Genomic DNA, 23,380 nt, shown 5'->3' on the forward strand with positions numbered 1-23,380 from the left:
GGACTCCTAGTGGTGTGAGTCTGGTTTCGGGTAGTCGTAACCAGAGACAATTGAGTCGACGGAGTTATGTTTGAAGCGTATCCCTGACCAAACCGCCATATAGACGTGGATAACCACAAAGATAACGAAAGCCCAAGTGAGGTAATGGTGCCAAATTCTCACCTGTGCCAGTCCACCCATTTGCGCCGTGATCCAAGCTGCGCTGCTCCAAAGCATGCCACCTAAACCTTCATGGTAGACGTTGGCATACAGCACGAGTCCAGTAATACATATCACAAGTGCTACGAAGGAGATTGCTACGTAGGTCACAAATTGCAGCGGTCCGTAAACACCGGCTTTATGCAAGTGTCCCATCCAAATGTAGGATTTCAGTTGGGTGATCCAGCTCTTAACGCTCATCACGTCACGGAATGAGCGTCGCTCGATATCGCTTCGACTGAAAAAATACAGGTAGAAGCGGACCAAGGTGACTGCGGTCAACACAAAACCGCAGATCAGATGGGCAAATCGCACCCAACCTTGTACCAATACATCCGTGCTGTCGGGCGCCACAAGAAACGGCCAAGCGATATAGAATCCGGTGATCACCAGCACTAAAATCGACAGTGCCCGTAGCCAGTGGAAAATCCGTATCGCGGTACTAAAAACCAGTGTCCGAATGCGGGTTTCAGAATGGTTCATGTTGCGTTCCCTCCCTCGTTGTTATTGACCATTGGGGCTGACACGGAACTCGCTCAGTGCTTGACCTTTGAAATCCATCACGTGTACTGAACACGCCATGCAAGGGTCGAATGAGTGAATAATGCGTATCACCTCAAGGGGCTTAGTGGGATCTTCCAGTTTCAAACCAATGAGTGAGGCTTCGTAGGGACCAATCTTGCCATTAGCATCCACAGGGCCTGCGTTCCACGTGGTGGGCACCACGGCTTGATAGTTTTCAATGACACCGTTTTTGATGCGGATCCAGTGGCTTAACATGCCGCGTGGCGCTTCAATCATGGCGTGACCCACATATTCACGACTTGGGTCGATATGGGGTTTCACATAGGTGGTTTCATCAGATTGAATATTGGTTAACAGGGCATCGAAGGTTTTCAAACCTTCCTGCGCCACGATAACCGTTTGCAGCATCCGCGCGGCGGTGCGGCCTAAGGTGGTGAACAGGGCTTCAACCGGTAGACCCGTGCGAGCCAGCAGCGCATTGACGGCATCTACGACCACTTTGTTGCCACGGGCATAGCTCACCAGCAGACAGGACAATGGACCCACTTCGACCGGCTCGCCTTGATAGCGGGGCGATTTCACCCAAGAGTATTTGCCATCGCCATCTAAGGTGGGCAGTTTGCCGTAAACCGTATCGCGCTCAACAAAGCCGGTGTAGTTGGGGATAGTCGTGCCATCGTAGGGATGCTGCGGCGCATCGGCGCTATACCAGGCATGGCTGACGTCTTCGGCGATAAGCTCTGGGTTGATGTCGCTCACGCCCGCTAGGTCGCCCTTCATGATCACGCCTTGGTCGAACAGGTATTCGCCATTGGCGAGTACAAAGTCATTGGTCGCCATGAAGTTTTTAACGTTAACGCCGCCAAGTACGCTGGCTTCACCACCAAAGGCTTCCGCCGCCATGACGATATCTGCTTGATAGGCACGCAGAATAAAGTCAGTCACAATCGCGTGTTTTTGTTTCCATTCCTGCAGGCGCGCAGGGCTTAACATATCGCGCACTGAGGTGACACCGCCCACAACCAATGATTGTGGATGCGGTTGTTTACCCCCAAAAATCGCCAGCATTTCGGCGGCAACCCGTTGTACTTCAAGGGCTTTGAGGTAATGCGACAGGGCAATCAGGTTTTGCTCTGGGGTAAATTTATAGGTGCCATTGCCCCAGTAAGCGTTAGCGAAGGGGCCGAGTTTGCCGGTTTCGACAAAGCCTTTAACCCGCTCTTGCACCGCTCTTAATTCGCCTTCGCCCGCGGCAATCGGCTTGTCGGTATATTTGAGGGCAACCTGTGCAGCCTTGGCGGGATCGGCGCTTAAAGCTGACACCACATCCACCCAGTCTAAACCGTGTAGATGATAGAAGTGCACTATATGGTCATGCATATAGAGCGAGGTTTGCATCAAGGAGCGCAGGTATTTCGCGTTTAACGGGATTTGAATGCCTAAGGCATTTTCCACCGCTTCGGTACCACAGCGATAGTGGGAATAAGTACAAACACCGCAGATCCGCTGCACAATCAGCCCCACGTCCATTGGCGTGCGGCCCTTGAGGATGACTTCAATACCACGCCACAGGGTAGAGGATGACCATGCTTTGTTGATGACATTATTCTCATCAACTTCGACTTCGATACGTAAATGACCCTCAATACGGGTGATAGGGTCGATAACAACGCGCTTGCTCATGGGTTATTCCTCCAGCGGCTTGGCAAAAATACTGGCAACGGCGTGGGCTCCAATGCCGACGACGGTCGCGCCTAAAATCACCGCACCGACTGTGTCTGCGGTAGCATCCAATCCATGGAGTAGTTGACGGCCAAGGGGTTTTTCAAAGTCGGCCATATCATCCCAGAAGTTAGGTTCTGAGCAGCCCATACAACCGTGGCCCGCTAACACTGGCCAACTGGTATGGTGGTTAAAGCGCTCTGTGGGGCAGTTGTTATAGGTATAAGGTCCTTTACAGCCCACTTTGTAGAGGCAGTAACCTTCCTTCGCACCGTGATCGCCAAACTCTTCAACGAACTCACCGGCATCGAAACGGCCGCGGCGTTCACAGTTATCGTGCACCCGTGCGCCATAAGCCCATTTAGGACGATTAAACATATCCAGCGCGGGTAATTTGCCGAACATGATGAAATACATCAGGGTGCCGACGATGTTTTTCTCACTCGGCGGACAGCCACCTAAGTTGATCACAGGCTTGCTCACGACTTCGTGTACCCCTTTCGCCCCTGTGGGGTTAGGGTAGGCGGCTTGCACGCCACCGAAGGAAGCGCAGGTGCCCACAGAAATAATCGCCGCGGCGCCTTCGGCGGCATGCTTGATAATTTCTAAGCCGGTATGACCTTTACAGCCCACGGTTAAGAAGCTGCCGTTATTAGCGGTCGGTACGGCACCTTCAACGGCGAGTAGATAACGGCCCTTGTAGGTTTCGAGTGCGTGCTCGAGGTTTTCCTCTGCTTGCCAGCCGGCAGCGGCCATTAAGGTTTCGTGATATTCCAACGAGATATGGTCGAAGATCAGCGAATCTAAATTAGGCGTATCGGCGCGCACTAAGGATTCAGAGCAGCCAGTACATTCGGCCATGTGTAACCAGATTAAGGGTACACGGTCGGCGAGTTCGGCGGCTTCGGCAACTAAGTTACTAAAGGGCAGTGGTAGGGCGAGCATGCCCGTCACCATGGCGCTCCACTTCATAAAGTCACGACGGGTGATGCCGTGTTGTTGTAATTTTTCGATTAATGTTTGCTGTTGACGGGGAGCGAGTTGGCGCAGTGCGTCTAAGCGCGCCTTTCCCTGTTCATAGAGGGCTGCATGTGTGTCCATGGGTCAACCTTTTTGTTATTTGAATGTAAATTGGTAAGGGTTTACATAATTGACACTGCCAGTTTAGGCCTTAGGCGATACAGAATTCTTGATGCATATCAAGAATTTTCAAGAGATGTGATGAAACTGATTTTGACATTTAATTAACATGATGCAGATCTAATTTCGATTTTGCTAATGGGACAAAATGTCGCACTTTTAACCTTTTTTCTGTTGTAGCTCACTTTGTAATCAATTGATACGGCAAACAATAACCGCCAACGCGAGCTTAAATTTATTCTTCTACAGTTTAAGCAAACCTTAAGATTCAGTTAATAAATTCAAACGCAATTGTGATGGATGGACCTAGTATGAAAAAACTCTTGTTGTTACTCAGTTTGTTAAGTCTTGGCGCCCAGGCTGCACCGTCGCTGGAGCATCAGGTGTTTGATGCAAATAACCAAAGTGTTTCCTTGACTGAGTTTAAGGGCAAAGTGGTCTACGTCGATTTTTGGGCGTCTTGGTGTGGTCCGTGCCGTAAGTCTTTCCCTTGGATGAATGCGATGGCGCAAAAGTATCGCGAGCAAGGTTTAGCCGTGGTGGCGATTAACCTAGATACCGATAAGGCGCTCGCCGATGAATTTTTAAAGCAGGTACCTGCGACCTTTACAGTGCGTTTTAACCCTGAGGGGGATGTGGCACGAAGCTTTGATTTACTGGGCATGCCCAGCAGCTTTATGTTCAATCGCCAAGGTGAATTAGTCAAAAGCCATGTGGGCTTTTACCAAGATAATGCCGCCGATTATGAACAAGAACTCGTGAATCTGTTGAAGGAGTAAGTTATGCGTAACATCGCGTTAGTTACCATGTCGTTAGTGATGTTAGGGGTGAGTGGGTGTTCGAGCCTTGGGGTGCAGCCTTGGGAGAAAGGACAACTCGCGCGGGCGGATATGGCCCTTGACAGTGAAAAGTTAGATCAGGCGTTAGACGATCATATCTACTTCAGTAAGGAAGGCAGTAGCGGTGGTCGCGCGTTTGCGGGCGGCGGCTGCGGTTGTAACTAAGCCTTGTACATTCAACAAGTGGTACCTGAGGTTTAGCCTACTGAGGTTTAGCATAAATTAGGTTTTTAGTCTAAAAACGCGTTAATGACATAAAGGTGTTGTCTGCCATGACAAATAATAACAATAAGTTAGACTCAATCGCCCCACAATCGCTGCAAGTAACAGCACAGGTAAAACCCCAGACTAAACATATTGCCAGCGCCTTAGCCTTAGCCAGTTGTGGCTTGTTTGTCTCAAGCGGCCATGCCACTGAAATTGCAAAAAATGCCGATGATTGGAAAGTCGATGCCGCGCTGATGTACTACGGCGAGCAAGACAGGGTACAGGCGGTTGAAGCCATAGGTACGGCGCAGAAAAACTTTGGCGACGACAGTGTGCTGGATTTAAAGCTGGTGGTCGACAGCTTAACGGGTGCCTCGGCCTCCGGTGCGGTCGCCCAAAGCGACAGCCAAACCTTCACCCGTCCTTCCGGTAATGGCCAATATAAAGTGGCGGCCGGTGAGACTCCGCTCGATGATACCTTCCACGATACCCGAGTGCAGGGCAGTGCCAATTGGTCACAGGCGCTCAATTCCGATTGGAAAGTCAATGGCGGCGTGTATGGATCTAAAGAATTCGACTATATGTCGATGGGCATCAATGCCGGGGTAGAACGTGGTTTTAACAAGGACAATACCACCCTGTTTTTGGGCACGGCCTACAGCTTCGATGTGGTTGACCCCGTCGGAGGCAGACCCGTGGCCTTATCCTCTATGGCTATTCGCGACAATTTTACCAGTGATGAAGCTTACCGCACTGCATTCGATGCCACTCGCCAAACGGGCAGTGACGATAAACAAACCGTCGATTTGATGCTAGGGATCACCCAAGTACTAAATCAACGTTGGTTATTACAGGCGAACTATGGATTATCCAGTGTCAGCGGCTACCTGACCGATCCCTATAAAGTGTTGAGCGTGGTGGACAATAACGGCACGACCGAGGATATAGTCTACGAGAATCGCCCCGATTCGCGCCTGAAACACAGTTTTTATGTGATGACCAAAGGGGCACTCGATTCCGGCGTTGTGGACTTCTCCTACCGCTATAACACGGATGATTGGGATTTAACTTCGCACACCTTAGAAACCCACTATCGCTATTACTTTAGCGGCAGTTTCTACGGGCAATTGCATTTACGCTATTACCAACAGTCGGCGGTGAATTTTTATCAACCGTTCCTGCTTGCCGATACGCCGTTACCCGAATTTGCCAGTGCAGACTACCGGATTGGTGATATGAGTGCCTATACCATTGGCGTTAAGTTTGGTCACCGTCTGTCGGGCGGCCATGAAATGACATATCGCTTGGAATATTACCAACAGGATCCGAAAAACAATGGCACAACGATCCCAGGTGAGCTGCAAAACTACGACTTATTCCCGACCCAAAAGGCGATAACGGCGCAGTTTAGTTATTCTTTTTAAAGGTATACTCTGTTACTGAGCCGCAAACAAAGCGCTCAATATGGGAGGTGTTGCCCATATTGAGCGTTACGCGAAGTCACAGAATAAGGATACGAAGATGCCAGCAGTTTTCCCTAATCCGCCATATCGACTCGTGCGTCGAGATTGGGGGTATTTAGGCGAATTTAGGGCGATGGCTAGCCCGTGTGAGCTATTAATCGCAAGCCATGATGAGGCTATAGCCTACGATATGCTCGATATGGCTGCGCGCGAGGCGCAAAGAATCGAGCAGAAATACAGCCGCTTTATCGAGGGTAACCCGCTATGGCGGCTTAATCATGCTCAGGGGCAACGCAGCGCCATCGATGAAGAAACCTGGCAACTGTTGGCTTTTGCGAAACAATGCTTTGAGTTAAGTGGTGGGCTCTTCGATATTTCGGCGTGCCCATTGATGCAGCTGTGGCGTTTTACGGCCGATGCCAAGATGCCCGACAAAGCGGATATCGAGGCAACACGAGCCTTAGTTGGCTTTGAGCGTATCGAATTTAATTCCCATGAGTTGTTGATGCCCCAAGGCATGCAGCTCGATTTTGGCGGTATCGCCAAAGAATATGCGGTCGATAGGGTCGCCTATGAGCTTGCCGAGTCCTATGCGGGGATTTCGGTATTGGTCAATTTTGGCGGTGATATCGCTTGTCCAGTGGCAAATGCCGTGCCTTGGCAGGTGGGGATTGAAGATCCGCAGCAGCTCGACCATGCCGCGAAAGTGCTGGCAATAACCCAAGGTGCTTTAGCCACCAGTGGTGATACACGGCGATTTATTGAAGTTGATGACAAGCGTTATGGGCATATTGTCGATCCGCGCACCGGCTATCCAGTGAGCGGGGCGCCGCGCTCGGTGACGGTACTTGGGCCAAACTGCGTCACCGCAGGCATGTTGGCCACTATGGCCATGTTACAGGGTGAGCAGGCCGAAGCCTTTTTAGCCGAGCAATCGGTGCAATCTAGTATTTTTCGATAGGGCATTATCAATGCGTATCATGTTAGTGGAAGACAACGAGTTATTAGCCCAAGGGATCTGCCTGAGCCTTGCCAAAATGGGAATGCAGGTCGACCACCTAAATAGTTATCAGCAAGCATTAGTGGGCATTAAGAATGAAACCTTTAGCGCCATAGTGCTCGATTTAGGCTTACCCGACGGCAATGGTAAGGAGCTACTCAAAGCGTGGCGGGCAGAGGGCGTGTCGATTCCGACCATAGTGCTCACGGCCAACACGGATTTTGATACCAAACTCGAGTGCCTCGATATTGGCGCCGACGATTATTTAGGTAAACCCTTCGATGTGCGTGAGTTAGCCGCGCGTATTCGGGCGATCGTCCGCCGGCAATATGGTCTGGATAATAACAGTTTGAATATCGGTGCATTAAGTATTGACCTCAACACCCGTGAGGTGAGTTTTCGCGATCAAAATGTGCCGCTATCACGTCGGGAGTTTCAGCTGCTGCTCGAACTGGCGCAATCCGCTGGCCGAGTGTTAACCCGTAATCAACTCGAGCAGTTAACCTATGGCTGGGATGAGGTTGGCAGCAACTCGATTGAGGTCCATATCCACCATTTACGTAAAAAGTTAGCCAATGACTTGATTAAGACCGTACGCGGCATTGGCTATACCCTAACCGAAGTCAATTAACCTGAAAATTAACGCGAGAGTCAGGATTTAAGTGACAAACTCGGCGTTTATCGGTATTTAGTAACAGCCTTTTAGGCATGTTTACTCTCACCATAAACGACGGGGACTACGGGGTGAATCGACTCAAGGTGCTGGATGTGTACTCATTACGTTTGTTATTAACCTTGCTGATGCTCTCGGGGATTTCGGTTTCCGTGGGTATTTCAAGCTGGTTCAGCACCCGGGATTCTAAGCATCAAATCGAAGAGTTATTTGATGCGCAAATGCTGCAAAGCGCGAAAATGCTTGAGCTTTTTTATCACGATGAGGCCGACTTCAAAGCGCCACAAGAGCTGCCGCAAATTCTCCATGTCCCCGATAGCCAGATCAGTACCTTTGCTCAAAAAGCCGATGCGTTAAAGCTGGCCTATGAGCATAAACTCGCATTTCAGATCTGGAGCGAGGCGGGGCAAGCGCTGGTGTTTTCAGACAATATCGGCCGACAACCCATAACTAAGTTTGTCCAAGGCTATAGCAAAAAAGTGTTTGAAGGGGAGCTGTGGCATGTGTTCAGCTTTTTTTCGGTTAAACACAAAGTCTGGATCATCACAGCCCAGCAAGATGAAGTGCGCCAAGAGCTGGTCTCGCAAATTATGCACAATGCCGTAATCGTGCCGCTGATCGTTGTGCCCTTAACCTTACTTATCGTCAGCTTGCTGTTTTACATCTTGTTCCGGCCGTTGAAGTCCTTCGAGCGCGAGTTAATGGCGCGTTCGCCTAACGATCTCACGCCGCTCACTATGTCACTGCCTAAGGAACTCGTGCCCGTGCGCCGCGCGCTAAACCAATATATCAGCAGCATTGCGCACTTTATTGCCAGGGAACGTCGCTTTAGTGCCGATGCGGCCCATGAGTTAAAAACCCCCTTATCCGTGATTAAATTACATCAACAGGGTTTAGAAGGTTTAGTGGGCGAGGGTGATGCGGAGCGGATCCACCTCGCAGCCATCGATGCCGGTGTGAAGCATATGAGTCACACCGTTGAGCAGCTTTTGTTGCTTGCACGGGTCGATTCGATTGCCGAACTCAATGTGCAGCCTCATCCGTTACTGCCAATGGTGGAAGATGCACTGAATGAGCTAATGCCACTGATCACCGACTATGAATGGCATATCGAGATCGATGCGGCATTAACGCTCAACTGCGATCGGTTTTACCTGCTGATTGTGCTAAAAAACATCATCGAAAATGCCTGTAAATACAGTCCTGTCGAAACTGAGATTAGTATCAGTGCCGCAGTCACCCACACCCATGTCGAGATAAAGATCGCCGACCGCGGGCAGGGCATGACTCTGGAGCAAATCGCCAGCGCGACGGAGCGTTTTTACCGCGTCAATGAAAACGAAGGAATAGGCGCGGGATTGGGGCTGTCCATTTGCCACCACATCATTGATTTACACCAAGGAGAATTGACGATCACGCCCCGTGAAAATGGCGGTTTAGTGGTCACGCTTGCGCTCCCCCTGTAACCCACATTCCAAATGGTATTTCTACGCAATTCGCAGCCTTAGCATAATTATTTTATGCCCGCTGGCTCGCGTATTGGCAGGCATCATCTAAGATTTGTAGTTAGGGCAAATCGCTAAGATGAGTGATATCGCAAATTTGCAAAACAGATTGATTTTGTTTCTATTATGCGAACTTGGCAGCACTTTATTAGCACTTGTAACCTTTAAAGATCAAATTGGTCTGTTAATTCGAATTTGATATTCTTTATTGGTATAAGTATATTGCTAAATAGTATCGTGCAAAAGGAGTTAACTGCATCTTTATTTATGAGTTTTTTACTCCTTCTGATATCTTTCGCGATATGTAACAGCCTGTGTTTTTTTTCGTTCAAACAGCGGTAAAAAAATTTCACTGTGCACACAAAAAACGTTGATTTCTTAGTTTATTTTTAGGTTACCTATCCTATGGTTAGCTTGTTGCGTTGCCAATCGTTTAAACCTTCTTCTTCACTCATTTGCTCACTGGCGCTTAGCGCAGCATTTGCGCTGTCGAGCTCGGCATTTGCTGAAGAGACAAAGCCTGCTGAAAACAAACCCGCCACACCTGTGGTGAGTCCACCTAAGGCGACGGCTCAGCCGGCGAACAAAAATCAAGTGAGATTTACTAAAACGGGCACCTTTGATGGCGACTCAGTCGTGAAGTTAGCTCGCAAGTTGGCTTCTAAACCTTATGTGGTATTAAAGGATCCGCTGCCAGCAGGCCTCGCTAAGTTAACCTACGATGAATACCGTGACATTCGCTTTAACCCGATTTCGTCGATTTGGCGTGACCAAGGTTTACCATTCCAAATGCAAATGTTTCACCGTGGCTTCTATTTCCAAGATTTAATCGAAATTGCCATTGTTGAAGCTAACCAAGCGACTCACTTAGCCTACGAGCCTAAGTATTTCACTGCGGGTGAGGTTATCACTCAAGCGTTGCCAAATGATGACATTGGTTACTCAGGTTTTCGCATTCATAACCAGTTAAACACTAATGGCGTTTATGATGAGCTGATGGTGTTCCAAGGTGCGAGCTATTTCCGTGCCTTAGGTAAAGGTAACTCCTATGGTTTATCTGCCCGTGGTTTAGCCTTGAAAACCGCAGACCCTGAAGGGGAAGAGTTCCCGATTTTCCGCGCTTTTTGGGTTGAACGTCCTTCCTACGACAGCAACTTGATCGTGGTTCATGCTCTGCTCGATAGTCCAAGTGTAGCGGGCGCGTATCGTTTCTCGGTACGTCCTGGTGACAACACCCAAATCGACGTTGAAGCGACCTTATTCCCTCGCGTCGAACTCAGCAAAGTGGGTCTAGCGCCAAGCACTAGCATGTTCTTACATTCACTCAATGGCCGCCACGATACCGACGACTTTAGACCCGAAGTCCACGATTCAGACGGTTTGTTGATGTTTAACGGCCGCGGTGAGCACCTATGGCGCCCACTGGCTAACCCACGCCAATTACAGGTAAGTGCGTTTTCTGACAACTCGCCACAGGGTTTTGGGTTAATTCAACGTGAACGCAATTATGCCTCTTATCAAGATCTCGAAGCCCACTATGAGCGTCGTCCAAGTTTGTGGATTGAACCTGTGGGTAACTGGGGCCAAGGTGCAGTCGTTCTGACAGAAATTCCAACAGAATCAGAAATTCATGATAATATCGTGAGCTTCTGGAAGCCGCGTCAGCCTATTCCTGCGGGCAGCGAATATCATTTTGCTTACCGTATGAGCTGGGGCGAGGAGCCAGTGGCGAAAACCAATTCTGTCGTGGTGAGTCGTACTGCAAGTGGTCGTGCCGACATCGCAAAAGCGACCCCAAGACGTTTGTTTGTCGTGGATTATCATCTTAACGGCGCCATGCCCGATGAATTACCGCTCGCGAAGGTTGAGTCTTCCGGTGGGGTGATTTCAAATGTGGTTATTGCGCGTAACGCGGCTAACAATGGTTATCGCCTCGCGTTTGAGTTGGAGCCAGAAGATAAGGAACTTATCGAATTACGTGCCGAACTCAAGTTCTCAACACCGCGTCAGGTTGAAACCTGGCTCTATCGCTGGACGCTTTAAGGTCCATGACGGAGCGACATAATATGACTGTATCCGAGAATTCGGTTCTTGAGACTGAAGTGCTCGTGGGTGGTAGCGCTATGCCTAATGAAAGGCCAGGCGCAATGGAACCCCAAAGCTTAAGCCAAATGCCTGAAGGATTTCCGCGTCGTAGCACCGTTGCCAATGGTGTACGTTCTAAGGTATCCCGTCGATTCTTTGTCGTGGGCGGAGCTCTGGCGCTGTCTGCTTTTGCTATCTACGAAATGGGCGCTGTATTCAGTATCGGAGGGATCACTCCCCTCGAATATCTGATGTTGGCGCTGTTTGCGATTAATTTCTGCTGGATTGCCTTGGCGTTTTGTAGTGGTATCGCAGGCTTCTTCATGTTGCTGAAAAAGCCCAAGCCAAACGAGCTTGAGCAGACCGAGCTACATACCCGCACCGCGATTTTGATGCCAACCTATAACGAGTCGCCTGATCGGGTGTTCTCCGCGGTATCTGTGATGGCGGAAGCCTTATCCCAAACGGGGCATGGTCATGCGTTCGATTGGTTTATCTTAAGTGATACTACAGATCCTGAAATCGCCCTGTTAGAAGAACAGGCGTTTTTAGTGCTGCGCCAAGAAACCCATAAACATTCTCGCGTGTATTACCGCCGCCGTCGTAAGAACGTGGCGCGTAAAGCGGGTAACGTGGCGGATTTCTGCCGCCGTTGGGGCTCTCGTTACGATCACTTATTGGTGCTCGACGCTGACAGTTTGATGGAGTCATCGACCATCACTGGCTTAGCACAACGTATGCAGGCCGATCCTGACGCCGGACTTATCCAGACGATTCCATCGCTCATCAATGGCACTACCTTAATGGCGCGTCTGCAGCAGTTTGCGGCGCGTATTTATGGTCCTGTGATTGGTACTGGGCTAGGTTGGTGGGTACAAAAAGAAGGTAACTTCTGGGGCCATAACGCCATTATTCGTACCGAAGCCTTTATGGGCGCAGCAGGTCTACCAAACCTTAAGGGTAAACCGCCATTTGGTGGTCATATCCTAAGCCATGACTTCGTCGAAGCGGCGCTTATTCGCCGTGCGGGCTGGAGTGTGGTCATTGCCTACGACTTACCTGGCTCTTATGAAGAATGTCCGCCATCAATTGTCGATTTAGCCGTGCGCGATCGCCGTTGGTGTCAAGGTAACTTACAGCATTCCCGTATCCTGCCGACCAAAGGTTTGCATTGGGTCAGCCGTTTACACTTAATGACGGGCATTATGGCGTATCTGTCATCGCCATTCTGGTTATTATTGATTTTGACCGGTTTGATGCTCGCGTTGCAGGCACACTTTATTCGTCCTGAGTATTTTACCGACCAATTCTCGCTGTTCCCGACATGGCCAATCATGGACTCGGATAGGGCATTAAGATTGTTCTATATCACAATGGGCGTGTTGTTCGGACCTAAGATTTTCGGCGTATTATTGCTGCTAAAAGATGGCAACTTTGCCCGCAGTGTCGGTGGTCGCATCAAGGCGATTTTGAGCGTGATATTTGAGGTGATCCTCTCTGCGCTAATCGCACCTATCATGATGTTCATCCACTGTGGTGCGGTGATGTCGATTCTGATGGGACGTGACAGTGGCTGGTCTCCACAGCGCCGTGACGATGGCAGCATGCCTTGGTTAACCCTGATCTATCGCCACCGCTGGCATATGTTGGCGGGCGTGATGTTAGGATATGCGGCCATTTTGGACTCCTTAACATTGCTTGCGTGGATGAGCCCCGCCTTGATTGGTCTGTGGTTAGCCGTGCCGATTTCGGCGTGGACGGGTTCTATCAAGATTGGTGAGTTCTTCAAACGCATTGGCATTTTGGCCACGCCAGAGGAGCGTAATCCTGCGCCTATCTGTATTCGTGCTCAAGAGGCGCGTGCTGCTTATCAGGCACACATCGAGCAACCTTGGACATTAGCGCAAGTGTTAAAAGATCCAGCGTTAATGGAACTGCACTTGGCTATGGTTGATAAGCAGCCACTGCGTGCGGCGGGTACACCGATTGAACCGGTTGAAGCCATTGTGCACGTAAAAGTGCATGAGGCGCAGTGCCAACAGAGTGCCTTGGCGTTATTTAACCGTCAGGAAATGGCGCTGGTGCTGGCCAATCCGCTGATGCTGCGAAGCTTGCAAAAGCTGCCCGAGCAGTTTGTGCCTGAAGACTTGGTCTCTTTCTGCTAGGTAACACGTTTTTAGGGTAACAATTCACCCCGCTTAATGGGCTTAATTGTTGTCAAAGAATTGAAATGCCACTGACGTCTGTCAGTGGCATTTTTGTTTTATCCCTTTGCTCGCCTGCATTTCGTCAACGGCTTCAGCTATAGTGAACACAAGATTACTGCTGAATTGAGTATCGATGTTTGCACTTGCGGTAATTTTACGGTCAAGAATCTGCTGTGACAGGGGACGTTTATGATGCCTGTGAGTCGATTAACGCTAAATCCTAATACATCCAACCGCAGCTTTAGCTCACTTAAGCGCTGGCCACTCGGTGCATTGTTGATGGGACTTTCGCTTGCTGTCATAGAATCCTATGCTGCCGAGCCACTCGTAACAGCACCTCTAAGCGTTGAACCACAAACGGTTGAGCTGCCCGTGCTGACGACCTCCGCTGAAGTCGCTGACCCAGACACTGCAGTTGAGCAAATTCTAGGGCAAACCTTACTTTTGAGTCTTGCCGATGTTAGCCCGGTTTTTAGCGCCAATTATCAACAGTTGATCCAGTGGCAGCATAGGGCGCTGAATAATGAGGAGCAATCGATGCTTCGCCAAATGAAGCTGCAATTGGATAACTATTGGCAGTATCTCGAGGTCCAAGCTGAATGCACGGCGCCATGCTCATCGGCAGCACTGATCCCTAAGGATACGTATTTTCGCGCTGTGGTCCTCAAGTTGAAGCAATTGATGGCGTTAGCGGGATCCTCTTCGTGGGAGACACTCATCCTCGAAGATAAGCTTAGTCCAGGGCAAGAGAGCCCGCTCATTGCGCCGATTGCACAGCGCCTTTTCCTATTAGGTTTTCTAGCAGAGATGCCTAGCACGGCTTTCGAGTCTGTAGCCGATAAAGCAGCTTTGCCAGTATCTGAACTAGGATCTGAGCCAGTCATTAAGTCAGACAGAATTTCGTCAGACGCAACAAATCAAACTGAAACAGTTGCACGGACTGAGCAGGCTGCAACTGATAACAATCCCATGCGTTATGATGATGAACTGGTTATTGCAATAAAAGACTTTCAAACCCAGCATGGCTTACAGGCGGATGGGGTGATAGGTAAGCAAACCCTGTATTGGCTTAATCAATCCCCTTATGTTCGGGCAAAGCTGCTGGCGAAAAATACCCTTAGGCAGCAGCTTTTTACTCGCACCTTACCTGCAAGCTATCTGGTGATAAACATCCCAGCATTTGAGTTGCAATTCGTCGAGGCGGGGAAGGTGATCCTCAATTCAAAAGTGATAGTAGGCAAAGCATCTCGGCCAACACCGCTGCTAAGTAGTCATATCTCCAGCGTGGTGCTCAATCCACAGTGGCGCGTGCCACGCACCATAGTGCGGCGCGATATCTTGCCCCATATACGCCGAGATGGCCATTACCTGCAGGACCGCGGGTTTGATGTTTACGACTATGACGGCGCGCGAGTCGAACATTCGCCACAGGAGTGGCAAGAGTTGGCGTCCAGCCATTTTCCCTATCGTTTAGTGCAACGCCCCGGGGCGAAAAACGCCTTAGGTCGATATAAATTTCATTTCGATAACAGTTTTAGCGTGTATTTGCACGGAACTTCTGAGCCAAGTCTCTTTAAAAAGACCGATAGGGCCTTATCATCGGGTTGCATTCGGGTTGAAAAGGTCGAGGAGCTGGCCCGCTGGTTTCAAACTCACTTAGTTAAAGATACGCGCCTTTGGGAGAAATTAACGCCTAATACCACTCAATCCCAATGGTTCGCGCTGTCAGATACCATGCCTGTCTACACGGTTTATTGGACAGCATGGCTTGATGATGCTGGGCAAATTCAATATCGCAATGATATTTATCACTTAGAAGCTGAGTTTACCCAGGCGGTGCCAGCATCAATTTTTTACATTCTATAACGACCTGAACTTTTAAGAGATTTTGAAATCTGAAATCTTGTGAGCCAGTCAAGGCTTGATCTGAATGGCGATTCAGTATAATTTGCGGTTTTAGTGTCCAAAAAACGAACAAAAGGTGATGATGTGACGTTACTTTGTCCTGCCCGTAGGCAGTTGTTGTTAGGCCTCAGTGGTGTGGCATTGTGTTCTTTAATTCCTTCTAAAGCGTTTGCAAGTCGGTCGACCAAAGGGGTTCGCGATCTCAGCCTCTACAATCGCCACACGGGCGAGCATAACAATGGCAGTTATTGGATTGACGGCCATTACCAGAGCGAAGTGTTGAATGATTTTAGTCACTTGCTGCGGGATCATCGCCAGAATGTGGCGGCGCCCATGGATAAACGCTTATTCGATCTGCTCTACACCCTCAAGAGTACCCTCAATACGGAGAATGAGATCCATGTGATTTCTGGCTATCGTTCACCTAAGACCAACGCCATGTTGGCGGGTAAGAGCAGTGGGGTGGCAAAGAAAAGTTATCACATGCAAGGCATGGCAATGGACATCGCTATCCCGGGTGTGAACCTAAAGACCCTTCGTGATGCGGCGTTATCGCTTAAATTAGGAGGAGTGGGTTATTACCCTAAGTCAGGTTTTGTGCATGTTGACTGTGGCCCAGTCCGCCACTGGTAGTCTTATCGTTTTGCACTGAGAGCTGCTGATAAAACTGCAGCTCGAGTGCTTGAATATCCTGCAAATAATGTTTTAACAGCGGCAAAAAGAGTTGCCCAAGCTTGTTCATTTCCCGGTGTTGTTGCCAGTCGTTCACATGCTGATTGAGGCACTGTGAAAACTTAAATTGCCTGAGTCGTTGGCCTTCAACGGCGGATGATTCACAAAGCTGCATCAACATCAGTAAGCTACGATTTTTTTGTTGAGTGCAGGCGAGCAGCTCTAACAGTTTCAATTCGATCGTGGTCTGCTGATAGGGTACAGTTTCGATAAGTGTGACGAGTTCACGGGCTAATTGGCATGAAAGACGATTTTCTTGTTGCAATAAATACAGCTCGTGACGCATGTTTGACAAGACTAAAGTGACAAAATTTGCCCGAGCTTAGCAGGCATCGACTGGCTTAAGTGTGATCAAGATCGCGGGTTTTTTGATTCAGATCAAAGCCGCTTCGGCTATTTAACAGCCCACAAACAAGTTTTCCAATTCAATAAATACTCTTTGTGATTTATAACGATAGCCGCTCGGTATCATTCAGCTTTAAGAGTGGGGCTGTTCTTGTACCTGCCGAGTAACTGTGTTAGTATGCGCGCGCTTTATATGAGTCACCATTGGTCGAAAATGGTGACGGTTTTTACTCTAAATTTAAGTGAGAAACACATGTCTTACACTATCCAAGCACAAACCCGCACTGAAATAGGGAAAGGTTCGAGCCGCCGCCTACGTCATGCAGGTAAAGTTCCTGCTGTTATCTACGGCGCAGGCAAAGAGCCAGTTTCTATTGTTTTTGATCACAAAGACATCATCAACATTCAAACTAACGAAGACTTCTACACTTCTGTTGTAACTATCGTTTTAGATGGCAAAGAAGTTGGTGTTCGTGCACAAGCTATGCAACGTCACGCGTTCAAGCCAATGATCGAGCACGTTGACTTCGTTTACGCTTAATTGCGTGATTGGAGCAAAAAAGCGCCTATAGGGCGCTTTTTTTGTGGCTGTTTTTTAACGAACAAGAACATAAAAGTATCCCCGCGCAACCTAGCTACGCGGGGGAGCATCACTTGATATTGAAGTTGTAATAGATATCGAGAGATTGGCCTAAGGTGCCCGATACTGTTTCCAGATAGAGTTGCGATAACAGGTAGTATCTAACCGTCATCTCATACCCTGGGTTAAATACTCCAACGCCATATTTCACCATCAGGTTATCACCGATAAAGCCACTGATCGCCACGCGGCCCTCATCGTTGGTGTCCAGTTGTACGTTCGAGAAGCCAAACTCTTCAATAATCCCCGTGGCGGTACTGCCAATGTTATTGATGGCGCCACCGCCGCCGACCTGTGAACCTAAGCCCAGCGCCGCCCCCATCATCAACGAATTATTTTGCTCGTTATTGCTGCTGTTAAAACCGCTGCCTTTGATAATGTAAGACAGGATCTCCGCTTGCTCCTTAGCAGGGTTAGAGAACAGGGTCACCACTGGGCGGGCAGGTGTGCCTGTGACACGGACTCCTGCGACCAGATCTTCACTCTTAATTTCACGAATAGCTTCGATATTTAAGTTAGGCACTGAGGTCGGGCCGACAAACTGCACTTCACCTGTACGGATTTTCAGGGTTTGTCCCATAAACTTATAGCTGCCTTGTTTGACTTTAATATCGCCAAACAGCAGTGGTGGGCGGAACGCCTGTTGCTGCAGTTTTAAGGTTCCTTGCAGTTTACCTTTAAGGCCCATGCCATCTACTTTTAAGTCGTTACCGACATTAATGTTCAGATCAGCCACAATGGCATAGGGGCTTGCTTTAGGTTGCGCCGCGGCAATAGAGTCATCGAAGACCACATCTTCCGACAGGGCAACACCGCCCTCGGCGAGCTGGACTATCTTGATATTACCCGAAGGCACATCGACAACCCCTTTGACTTCGAGTTGTTGACTGCTAAAGGCGATGGTGAGATCGGGCGAGACATCAAGTAGCGCAAGTGGCGGTTGGATTACGGCTAATTTGTCGCCCTTAATCGCAAGCTCGCCACTGAATTGTCCCTGAGGCCAGCGCATATCACCTGTAACACGCCCCAAACCATTGCCCATCATCCAGCGGCCTTTGAGGGATGCCTGTTGGCCACCCAAGTCCATCGACATGTCTATTTTATTGATAAGCGTAGGGTTGGCGGTCAATGCGAGGGCGCCTTGGGTTAAGGACACATTGCCCGACACTTCTGGCGCATCCAAGGTGCCAGCAAAGTTTAATCTGCTGGTTAGCAAGCCTTCGAGGGTATTGAGCTGTGGGAAAAACTCGCCTAAAGGTTGCAGGTTAATTTGCTTGATATTGGCATAACCCGACAAGGTTCTGTCCGGCGTCACGTTGACCGTGACCTCACTCTGCCAACTGGCGACATCTTCCGATTCAAAGCTAATTGACGAGAGGAGTCGTTTAGCATCTAAGTTAGCTTTGAAATCAAGCTGTTGATAATTAATGGTGACTTCACGGTTTTTGGCTCGTTTAAGCTTGATGCTACCGGGAGTAAAATTAAAGTCTACATTGGCCGTGGGTTTACGTCCCGCCGCCCAAGCAAAGTTTGCCAACAGTGAAGAACTGCCGTCCCACTGCATATTGTTTGGTAATACAGGCACTAATAGTTTGCCTAGATTGCCCGCATAACTGAGCTGAGCATCACCAGTTTTGCCAATGGTCACTTGATTGTCGAGGCAAACCTTACTGTTGGGATTCACTAGACAGAAAGGGCTGATATTACCTTTGGACTTATTTTGATCCCAGCCGACAAGAATATCCTTATCAATCTCCCAACGTCCGACGGGGGTTGCCAAGTTGATTTTATTCACCTGCGCCTGCAGTTGGGATTTTTTCATATCGTATTGGCTAGTGACGCCAAGCTCGAGCCCAAGATCCCCTGTGGCACTGAGGGTGAGTTTTTGGTTTTGAATATCGCCCTTACTGCCCAAGGTTACGGTATCTAAACTCTGTGAGCCAAGTTGCAGCGCCTTTGATTTGAGTGATAGGGCAAACTCATGGGCATCCAAAGGCTTATAGTAAGCCTTGAGTGTTGACTCCCTGAGCTTAATATTTTGATGCACCAGATCGACCAGTTGCGCGGTTAACTCGACTTGTGGATGTTTCTCTTCCCCAGTGACATTGATATCGGCCTGCAATTGACCACTGGCTTGGGGCAACCATAAACCGAAATCGGGGACTTGCAGTTTACCCTCAAGGTTCCAGGTTTTGTTGGTTTCGCCCGCTAAGGTTAAGGTGGAACCCAATACCTTGGCATTGACACCTTTTGCGCTGATATACAGTTTATCGTTGATGCTGACATCGGCAGTGATATCAAACGGATAACCCTGCATTGTGCCTGACAGTTGGGTGTCCGTTAGCGCCACTTGCCATTGTTTATCTAACAGGCGCCCAGTGGTCTGCAATTGGCCCGAGATTAAACTGTTTGGCAAGCTGCTCGTTGCACTTGCACTTGCTTTTGCATTTGTAGTTGCAGTTGTTGTCGCAGGAGCAGGGGTTGGAGCATTTGTAGTTGCCGGCGCCGGCTTATCGGTATTTGTGCTCGGCGCTTTAGCGTCCTTTGTCGGTGTTGATTCTGGAGTCTGTGCAGTTTCCGGCAGAGTGATTTCCTGTAATTTCAGGTTATCGAGCAGTACCTTGGCTTTCCAAGTGATCGCCTTAGCGTAATCTAGCTCACCAGTCACATCGACCGAACCTAGTTCGCCCTTCGCAGTAAACTGCTTAATATCGAGCTTTGCATCCTGATGATGAAGCTCACTGCTAATGGCTAACACTTTATGGAAAGGTGTGATGACATTTCCATTAAGCGTCGCGGCCTGTTGAGTGAGGGAGCCTTGGCTGTCGAGATTGAGGTCGCTGACGAGATACTCGGCATGTTGCAGCGGCCACTGTGCGCGCACTTTTTCCAGTTTGACCTTGTAGGGCAGCGTGGGATCTTTGAGGGTCAATTGTCCATTGAGACTAAAATCCACATCCCCTTTGGCAAGGGCATGGAGCCCGAGTTGTCCGACGCTTTGGCTAAGGGTTAGGCTTAATTGTTGATGGGTCAGTTCTGGCAACTCGGCAACCTGAGTGACATTGGCCTGAACCTCAAGCGCGAGCGGGTAGTCCTGTTCGAGGGCGAGTTGACCCACCACAGACACTTCGCCATAACGATGGGCAAGCAGCAGTTTTTCTAGGGTTAACTGATACTTGGCAAATTGACCTTGAAGCTCGATATGGCTAAACAGATCTTCGCGCGGACCAATCTGTAAACGGCTGTTGTCTAAACTGAGATGCTTGACATCCACCGGGAAAGGCATAAAAACCTGTGGTAAATGGGCAAGTGCCCATTCCTCTGTAGATGCTTGCTTATCGGCGTTTTCTTCCGTTTGTTTATCTGCTTGAGGATTTGCGGCAGTTTTTTCCGAGTCATTACCGACAATTGGCTTGTCCGCTGAAGCTTTAGCACTTCCTGTCGCCGCTATGGTTGCTGATTTTTCGGTCTCAGGCTGAGTGCTCGCCGCTGCGGTCGTGGTTTCTGCCGCAGAAGTTGCAGCTGTCTCGGCTGCCTTGGTGTCAGTGACTTGTGTGCTATCGACTTGAGGAACGGTGGCCTGTGTGTCTGGCGCAGGGCTGTCGTCGGTAGGAATTAATACAGCCAAGCCTTCACTGCTAAGCTGCTCGACCGTCAGTCCTTCGGCAAACCAAGTGGCAGCGGTTTGAATATGATTGGCCGAAAAGCGCATCTTATCGACCGCAATATTGATGTTGTTCAGTTCGGCGCTGTCGAGCTTTATGCCAAAGGGCAGAACCAGTTCACTCGGCTGATCATTTTCGGGGGTTACGTCGACTTCAGTGGAACCTGAGCTTAAGGCCTCGGTATCGATATTGACATCGATTTGGCTCGCCGTTAAGGCATTCACGCACAGCTGCTTTTGTAGTAGGCAAGTGGGTTGCCATGCCAAATGTAAATCCTTGAGCTCGACCTTAATCCCATCCATCGACCAACTGGCGTGGGCTAAGGTGAGATCTTTATTTAACGAGCCAGAGGTGTAGGTGAGCGCCAGATCGGGCACAAACTTATCGGCTAAACCCACAGTTATCCGAGAGCCAATTTCAGTCCCGAGCAGTAATGCAGTTAACACCAAAAGACTTAAGGGAACGTAAACAATAATCCGCGTGCAGAGTTTAAATATTTGCCAAATGCGCAGCTTAAGTGTTTTGGGCTGCACGCACGTTGGATTTTGTTCCAAAGACAATTGTTCAGGCGTTTGATTCTCTTGTTGAGCCGTTGCATTAGGCTCATGAATAGGGGGCTTGCTCATAGCTCTGTCCCCATGGTTAAGTGAATACGCCATGAACGGTCAATGGTGTCTGTCTCTTTCAAACCAACCCCTAAATCTAACTTAATTGGGCCAATGGGGGAGATCCAATGGATACCACCACCCACTGAGACTACGGGTTCAAACTGATTGTTATCAAAGGCGTTACCCGCATCCACAAAGGTAGCAACACGCCAAGTTGGGGTGACGTAATATTGATATTCCAAACTGCCAACCATGAGATAACGACCACCGATAACTTCACGATTGACTTTGCCATCGGCATCGATGTAATCGAGATAAGGCCCAAGTTCTTGGTAGCCATAACCACGTATGGTTTGGTCGCCACCGGCAAAATAGCGCAGTGATGGTGGGATAAAGGCCAGCTCATTTTCATTGGCTAGGTTGGCGGCGAGATCCATACGCGCCACGATTCTGTGGTTATCAAAAAAGGTGTCAATCCACTTAAACTTGGCCTGTAAGCGGGCAAGGCGTGTCTCGGAGCCAAGATAAGGATCGGCATAATCTAGGCTATACATTTGCCTGAAACCGGACTTAGGATCGAGTGAGTTATCCCCACGGGTCGTTTTAGAAAAGTTAATTCCCGCCAGATAAAAACTGGGGCTGTAATCAGTATCGGACTGAGTATATTCCTCGCGAATCGCATCGAGGGAATAGGTCATCAGCCATTGATTATCTAAGCGTTGCTGCCTGAGTAGCCCGAGCAAATACTTAGTCGACTCCAATTGTCCTGTGTTACGAAAATCGCGGTTCTCGGGCTCGTAAATCTGGGTTACCCCGTATTTATCCCGCAGCAAGCCTAGGCGAATTTTCAGTTGATCGTCTAAGGGATGAGTCAGCGGAATCGTATAAGTGGTTAAAAACTTAGGCCTGTCAGGCGACCACTCTAAACTGGTCTCTTGGGAGTGACCGTATTTATTGATTTGTGGCGTACGCCAAGTGACCCGTACTCGCGGATCGAAGGTTTTATCTGCGCTTTGACCTATGTCGCCACCGAGACCTAATTCAATTGAGTGGCTGGCCTTATTGGTGAGTTCCACCTTGACGGGCAACTGGTTATCCTTTGCCTGATCGATTTGTGGTATGACCTTGATATTGGCGAAATAACCCGTATCCAACAACTGGCGGTTTAGAGCGCTGACCCTACGGGTCGAATAGGCGGCATCTTCCTTGAAGGGGATAAGTTTAGTGAGAATATCCGGCTCTAAGGTCTGCCCATCAAAGCTCACTTGTCCAAAATGGTAACGTGCGCCTGAGTTAAAATGCAGGCTAATTTGCGCAGTGTTTAAATCGCGGTTGATTTTGATTTGCGACTCAGTGAATTCGCCATCGAAATAGCCCCTTGCCAAGGCAAGCGTCACCAGTTGGGATTTAACATCGGAATACACCCCATGGTTGAGCGTATCCCCAGGCTTGATGTTGACCTCTGCAAGCCACTTATCGAAGGCGCGATCGTCGAGCATCTCACCAGAGAAATTAATATCAACCCATTGAATCTTTACCGGTTCGCCCGCTTTGACCGTGAGCTTTAATTCCCACGGGCCTTTTTCTTTTTCGACTAACTGTTCTTCCACTTCACCATGGTAATAGCCCATGGACTCGAGGGCGGTGGAGACATTGTCTTCCACGTTAAATAAGAAGGCTCGGCGCTGCACTTCGGAGTCGGGCATAGCACCTAAGTGGGCGAGAATATTACGCTTTAGGGCTTCGTCGACCCCGTTCACTGAAAGCGTTAACAAGTTATCGGCGGCCATCGCCCCCGATGTCACTAAACTCAGGCCAAGTAGCAAATGAAGACGAAAAGATAATGACGTTATTTGCAAGTATCGCTGCACTTTATAATCCCTGTGATGTGAGTTCATTGTCGCCAGAATAGCCGCAACAG

17 protein-coding genes are annotated in these 23,380 nt (G+C 49.2%); 11 read left to right on the forward strand and 6 right to left on the reverse strand.

The window, feature by feature from the left end; all coding sequences use genetic code 11:
• Nucleotides 1-6: 6 nt before the first annotated feature.
• The 3 genes from cybH to hyaA are packed head-to-tail and all read right to left on the reverse strand — an operon-like array spanning nucleotide 7 to nucleotide 3,546.
• The gene (cybH, locus tag L2713_RS16150) at nucleotides 7-681 is read right to left on the reverse strand and encodes a Ni/Fe-hydrogenase, b-type cytochrome subunit (protein WP_248968575.1); all 675 of its coding nucleotides are present in this window, start codon (nucleotides 679-681) and stop codon (nucleotides 7-9) included.
• A 21-nt stretch (nucleotides 682-702) separates the two neighbouring features.
• On the reverse strand, nucleotides 703-2,406 hold the full coding sequence (gene hyaB, locus L2713_RS16155) for a nickel-dependent hydrogenase large subunit (protein ID WP_011626296.1): 1,704 nt from the start codon (nucleotides 2,404-2,406) through the stop codon (nucleotides 703-705).
• A 3-nt stretch (nucleotides 2,407-2,409) separates the two neighbouring features.
• On the reverse strand, nucleotides 2,410-3,546 hold the full coding sequence (gene hyaA / locus L2713_RS16160) for a nickel-dependent hydrogenase small subunit (protein WP_109285908.1): 1,137 nt from the start codon (nucleotides 3,544-3,546) through the stop codon (nucleotides 2,410-2,412).
• Between the two features lie 350 nt (nucleotides 3,547-3,896).
• Between hyaA and L2713_RS16165 the strand changes: the two genes are divergently transcribed.
• The 10 genes from L2713_RS16165 to mepK all read left to right on the forward strand — a co-directional run bounded on the left by L2713_RS16165 (nucleotide 3,897) and on the right by mepK (nucleotide 16,102).
• Entirely contained in the window at nucleotides 3,897-4,364 is a 468-nt protein-coding gene (locus tag L2713_RS16165) for a TlpA disulfide reductase family protein (protein WP_086903675.1), read from the forward strand.
• Between the two features lie 3 nt (nucleotides 4,365-4,367).
• Nucleotides 4,368-4,589, forward strand: coding sequence for a DUF4266 domain-containing protein (locus L2713_RS16170; protein ID WP_086903676.1), 222 nt, complete (start codon nucleotides 4,368-4,370; stop codon nucleotides 4,587-4,589).
• Nucleotides 4,590-4,696: 107 nt separating this feature from the next.
• The gene (locus L2713_RS16175; RefSeq protein WP_248968576.1) at nucleotides 4,697-6,055 is read left to right on the forward strand and encodes a DUF3570 domain-containing protein; all 1,359 of its coding nucleotides are present in this window, start codon (nucleotides 4,697-4,699) and stop codon (nucleotides 6,053-6,055) included.
• 97 nt (nucleotides 6,056-6,152) lie between these two features.
• Nucleotides 6,153-7,055 carry an FAD:protein FMN transferase gene (locus L2713_RS16180; RefSeq protein ID WP_248968577.1) on the forward strand — a complete coding sequence of 301 codons (903 nt, stop codon included), beginning with the start codon at nucleotides 6,153-6,155 and terminating at the stop codon, nucleotides 7,053-7,055.
• Nucleotides 7,056-7,065: 10 nt separating this feature from the next.
• Nucleotides 7,066-7,725: a response regulator transcription factor gene (locus tag L2713_RS16185; RefSeq protein ID WP_248968578.1), complete on the forward strand. Its 660-nt coding sequence runs from the start codon at nucleotides 7,066-7,068 to the stop codon at nucleotides 7,723-7,725.
• Nucleotides 7,726-7,838: 113 nt separating this feature from the next.
• The gene (locus tag L2713_RS16190) at nucleotides 7,839-9,233 is read left to right on the forward strand and encodes an ATP-binding protein (protein ID WP_248968579.1); all 1,395 of its coding nucleotides are present in this window, start codon (nucleotides 7,839-7,841) and stop codon (nucleotides 9,231-9,233) included.
• A gap of 444 nt (nucleotides 9,234-9,677) precedes the next feature.
• Nucleotides 9,678-11,315, forward strand: a complete 1,638-nt coding sequence (locus L2713_RS16195) for a glucan biosynthesis protein G (protein WP_011716889.1) — start codon at nucleotides 9,678-9,680, stop codon at nucleotides 11,313-11,315.
• Between the two features lie 23 nt (nucleotides 11,316-11,338).
• A complete protein-coding gene (gene mdoH / locus L2713_RS16200) occupies nucleotides 11,339-13,522 on the forward strand; it encodes a glucans biosynthesis glucosyltransferase MdoH (RefSeq protein WP_011716890.1) in 2,184 nt (727 codons plus the stop codon).
• 231 nt (nucleotides 13,523-13,753) lie between these two features.
• Nucleotides 13,754-15,430: a L,D-transpeptidase family protein gene (locus L2713_RS16205; protein ID WP_248968580.1), complete on the forward strand. Its 1,677-nt coding sequence runs from the start codon at nucleotides 13,754-13,756 to the stop codon at nucleotides 15,428-15,430.
• Between the two features lie 123 nt (nucleotides 15,431-15,553).
• Entirely contained in the window at nucleotides 15,554-16,102 is a 549-nt protein-coding gene (mepK, locus tag L2713_RS16210) for a peptidoglycan L,D-endopeptidase MepK (protein ID WP_011622603.1), read from the forward strand.
• Here mepK and L2713_RS16215 read toward each other — a convergent pair.
• Nucleotides 16,053-16,487: a hypothetical protein gene (locus L2713_RS16215; RefSeq protein WP_248968581.1), complete on the reverse strand. Its 435-nt coding sequence runs from the start codon at nucleotides 16,485-16,487 to the stop codon at nucleotides 16,053-16,055. The genes mepK and L2713_RS16215 overlap by 50 nt on opposite strands.
• A 312-nt stretch (nucleotides 16,488-16,799) precedes the next feature.
• On the opposite strand from L2713_RS16215, the gene rplY reads away from it, so the two are divergent.
• Nucleotides 16,800-17,087 (forward strand): 50S ribosomal protein L25, encoded by a 288-nt coding sequence (gene rplY, locus L2713_RS16220; protein ID WP_011622605.1) that lies wholly within the window; start codon nucleotides 16,800-16,802, stop codon nucleotides 17,085-17,087.
• A gap of 109 nt (nucleotides 17,088-17,196) precedes the next feature.
• On the opposite strand, the gene L2713_RS16225 is transcribed toward rplY, so the two are convergent.
• Complete coding sequence (locus L2713_RS16225; RefSeq protein ID WP_248968582.1) at nucleotides 17,197-21,477, reverse strand: translocation/assembly module TamB domain-containing protein; 4,281 nt, start codon at nucleotides 21,475-21,477, stop codon at nucleotides 17,197-17,199.
• On the reverse strand, nucleotides 21,474-23,330 hold the full coding sequence (locus tag L2713_RS16230; RefSeq protein ID WP_248968583.1) for an autotransporter assembly complex protein TamA: 1,857 nt from the start codon (nucleotides 23,328-23,330) through the stop codon (nucleotides 21,474-21,476). Before L2713_RS16230 ends, L2713_RS16225 begins: the two co-directional genes overlap by 4 nt.
• Nucleotides 23,331-23,380: the final 50 nt, after the last annotated feature.

The organism is Shewanella seohaensis (assembly GCF_023283775.1).
Taxonomy (GTDB): domain Bacteria; phylum Pseudomonadota; class Gammaproteobacteria; order Enterobacterales; family Shewanellaceae; genus Shewanella; species Shewanella seohaensis.

What these genes read in the sequence shown, in the direction of transcription:
- cybH (WP_248968575.1), bottom strand. Translation starts at nt 681, where the DNA reads ATGAACCATTCTGAAACCCGCATTCGGACACTGGTTTTTAGTACCGCG.
- hyaB (WP_011626296.1), bottom strand. Translation starts at nt 2,406, where the DNA reads ATGAGCAAGCGCGTTGTTATCGACCCTATCACCCGTATTGAGGGTCAT.
- hyaA (WP_109285908.1), bottom strand. Translation starts at nt 3,546, where the DNA reads ATGGACACACATGCAGCCCTCTATGAACAGGGAAAGGCGCGCTTAGAC.
- L2713_RS16165 (WP_086903675.1), top strand. Translation starts at nt 3,897, where the DNA reads ATGAAAAAACTCTTGTTGTTACTCAGTTTGTTAAGTCTTGGCGCCCAG.
- L2713_RS16170 (WP_086903676.1), top strand. Translation starts at nt 4,368, where the DNA reads ATGCGTAACATCGCGTTAGTTACCATGTCGTTAGTGATGTTAGGGGTG.
- L2713_RS16175 (WP_248968576.1), top strand. Translation starts at nt 4,697, where the DNA reads ATGACAAATAATAACAATAAGTTAGACTCAATCGCCCCACAATCGCTG.
- L2713_RS16180 (WP_248968577.1), top strand. Translation starts at nt 6,153, where the DNA reads ATGCCAGCAGTTTTCCCTAATCCGCCATATCGACTCGTGCGTCGAGAT.
- L2713_RS16185 (WP_248968578.1), top strand. Translation starts at nt 7,066, where the DNA reads ATGCGTATCATGTTAGTGGAAGACAACGAGTTATTAGCCCAAGGGATC.
- L2713_RS16195 (WP_011716889.1), top strand. Translation starts at nt 9,678, where the DNA reads ATGGTTAGCTTGTTGCGTTGCCAATCGTTTAAACCTTCTTCTTCACTC.
- mdoH (WP_011716890.1), top strand. Translation starts at nt 11,339, where the DNA reads ATGACTGTATCCGAGAATTCGGTTCTTGAGACTGAAGTGCTCGTGGGT.
- L2713_RS16205 (WP_248968580.1), top strand. Translation starts at nt 13,754, where the DNA reads ATGATGCCTGTGAGTCGATTAACGCTAAATCCTAATACATCCAACCGC.
- L2713_RS16215 (WP_248968581.1), bottom strand. Translation starts at nt 16,487, where the DNA reads ATGCGTCACGAGCTGTATTTATTGCAACAAGAAAATCGTCTTTCATGC.
- rplY (WP_011622605.1), top strand. Translation starts at nt 16,800, where the DNA reads ATGTCTTACACTATCCAAGCACAAACCCGCACTGAAATAGGGAAAGGT.
- L2713_RS16225 (WP_248968582.1), bottom strand. Translation starts at nt 21,477, where the DNA reads ATGAGCAAGCCCCCTATTCATGAGCCTAATGCAACGGCTCAACAAGAG.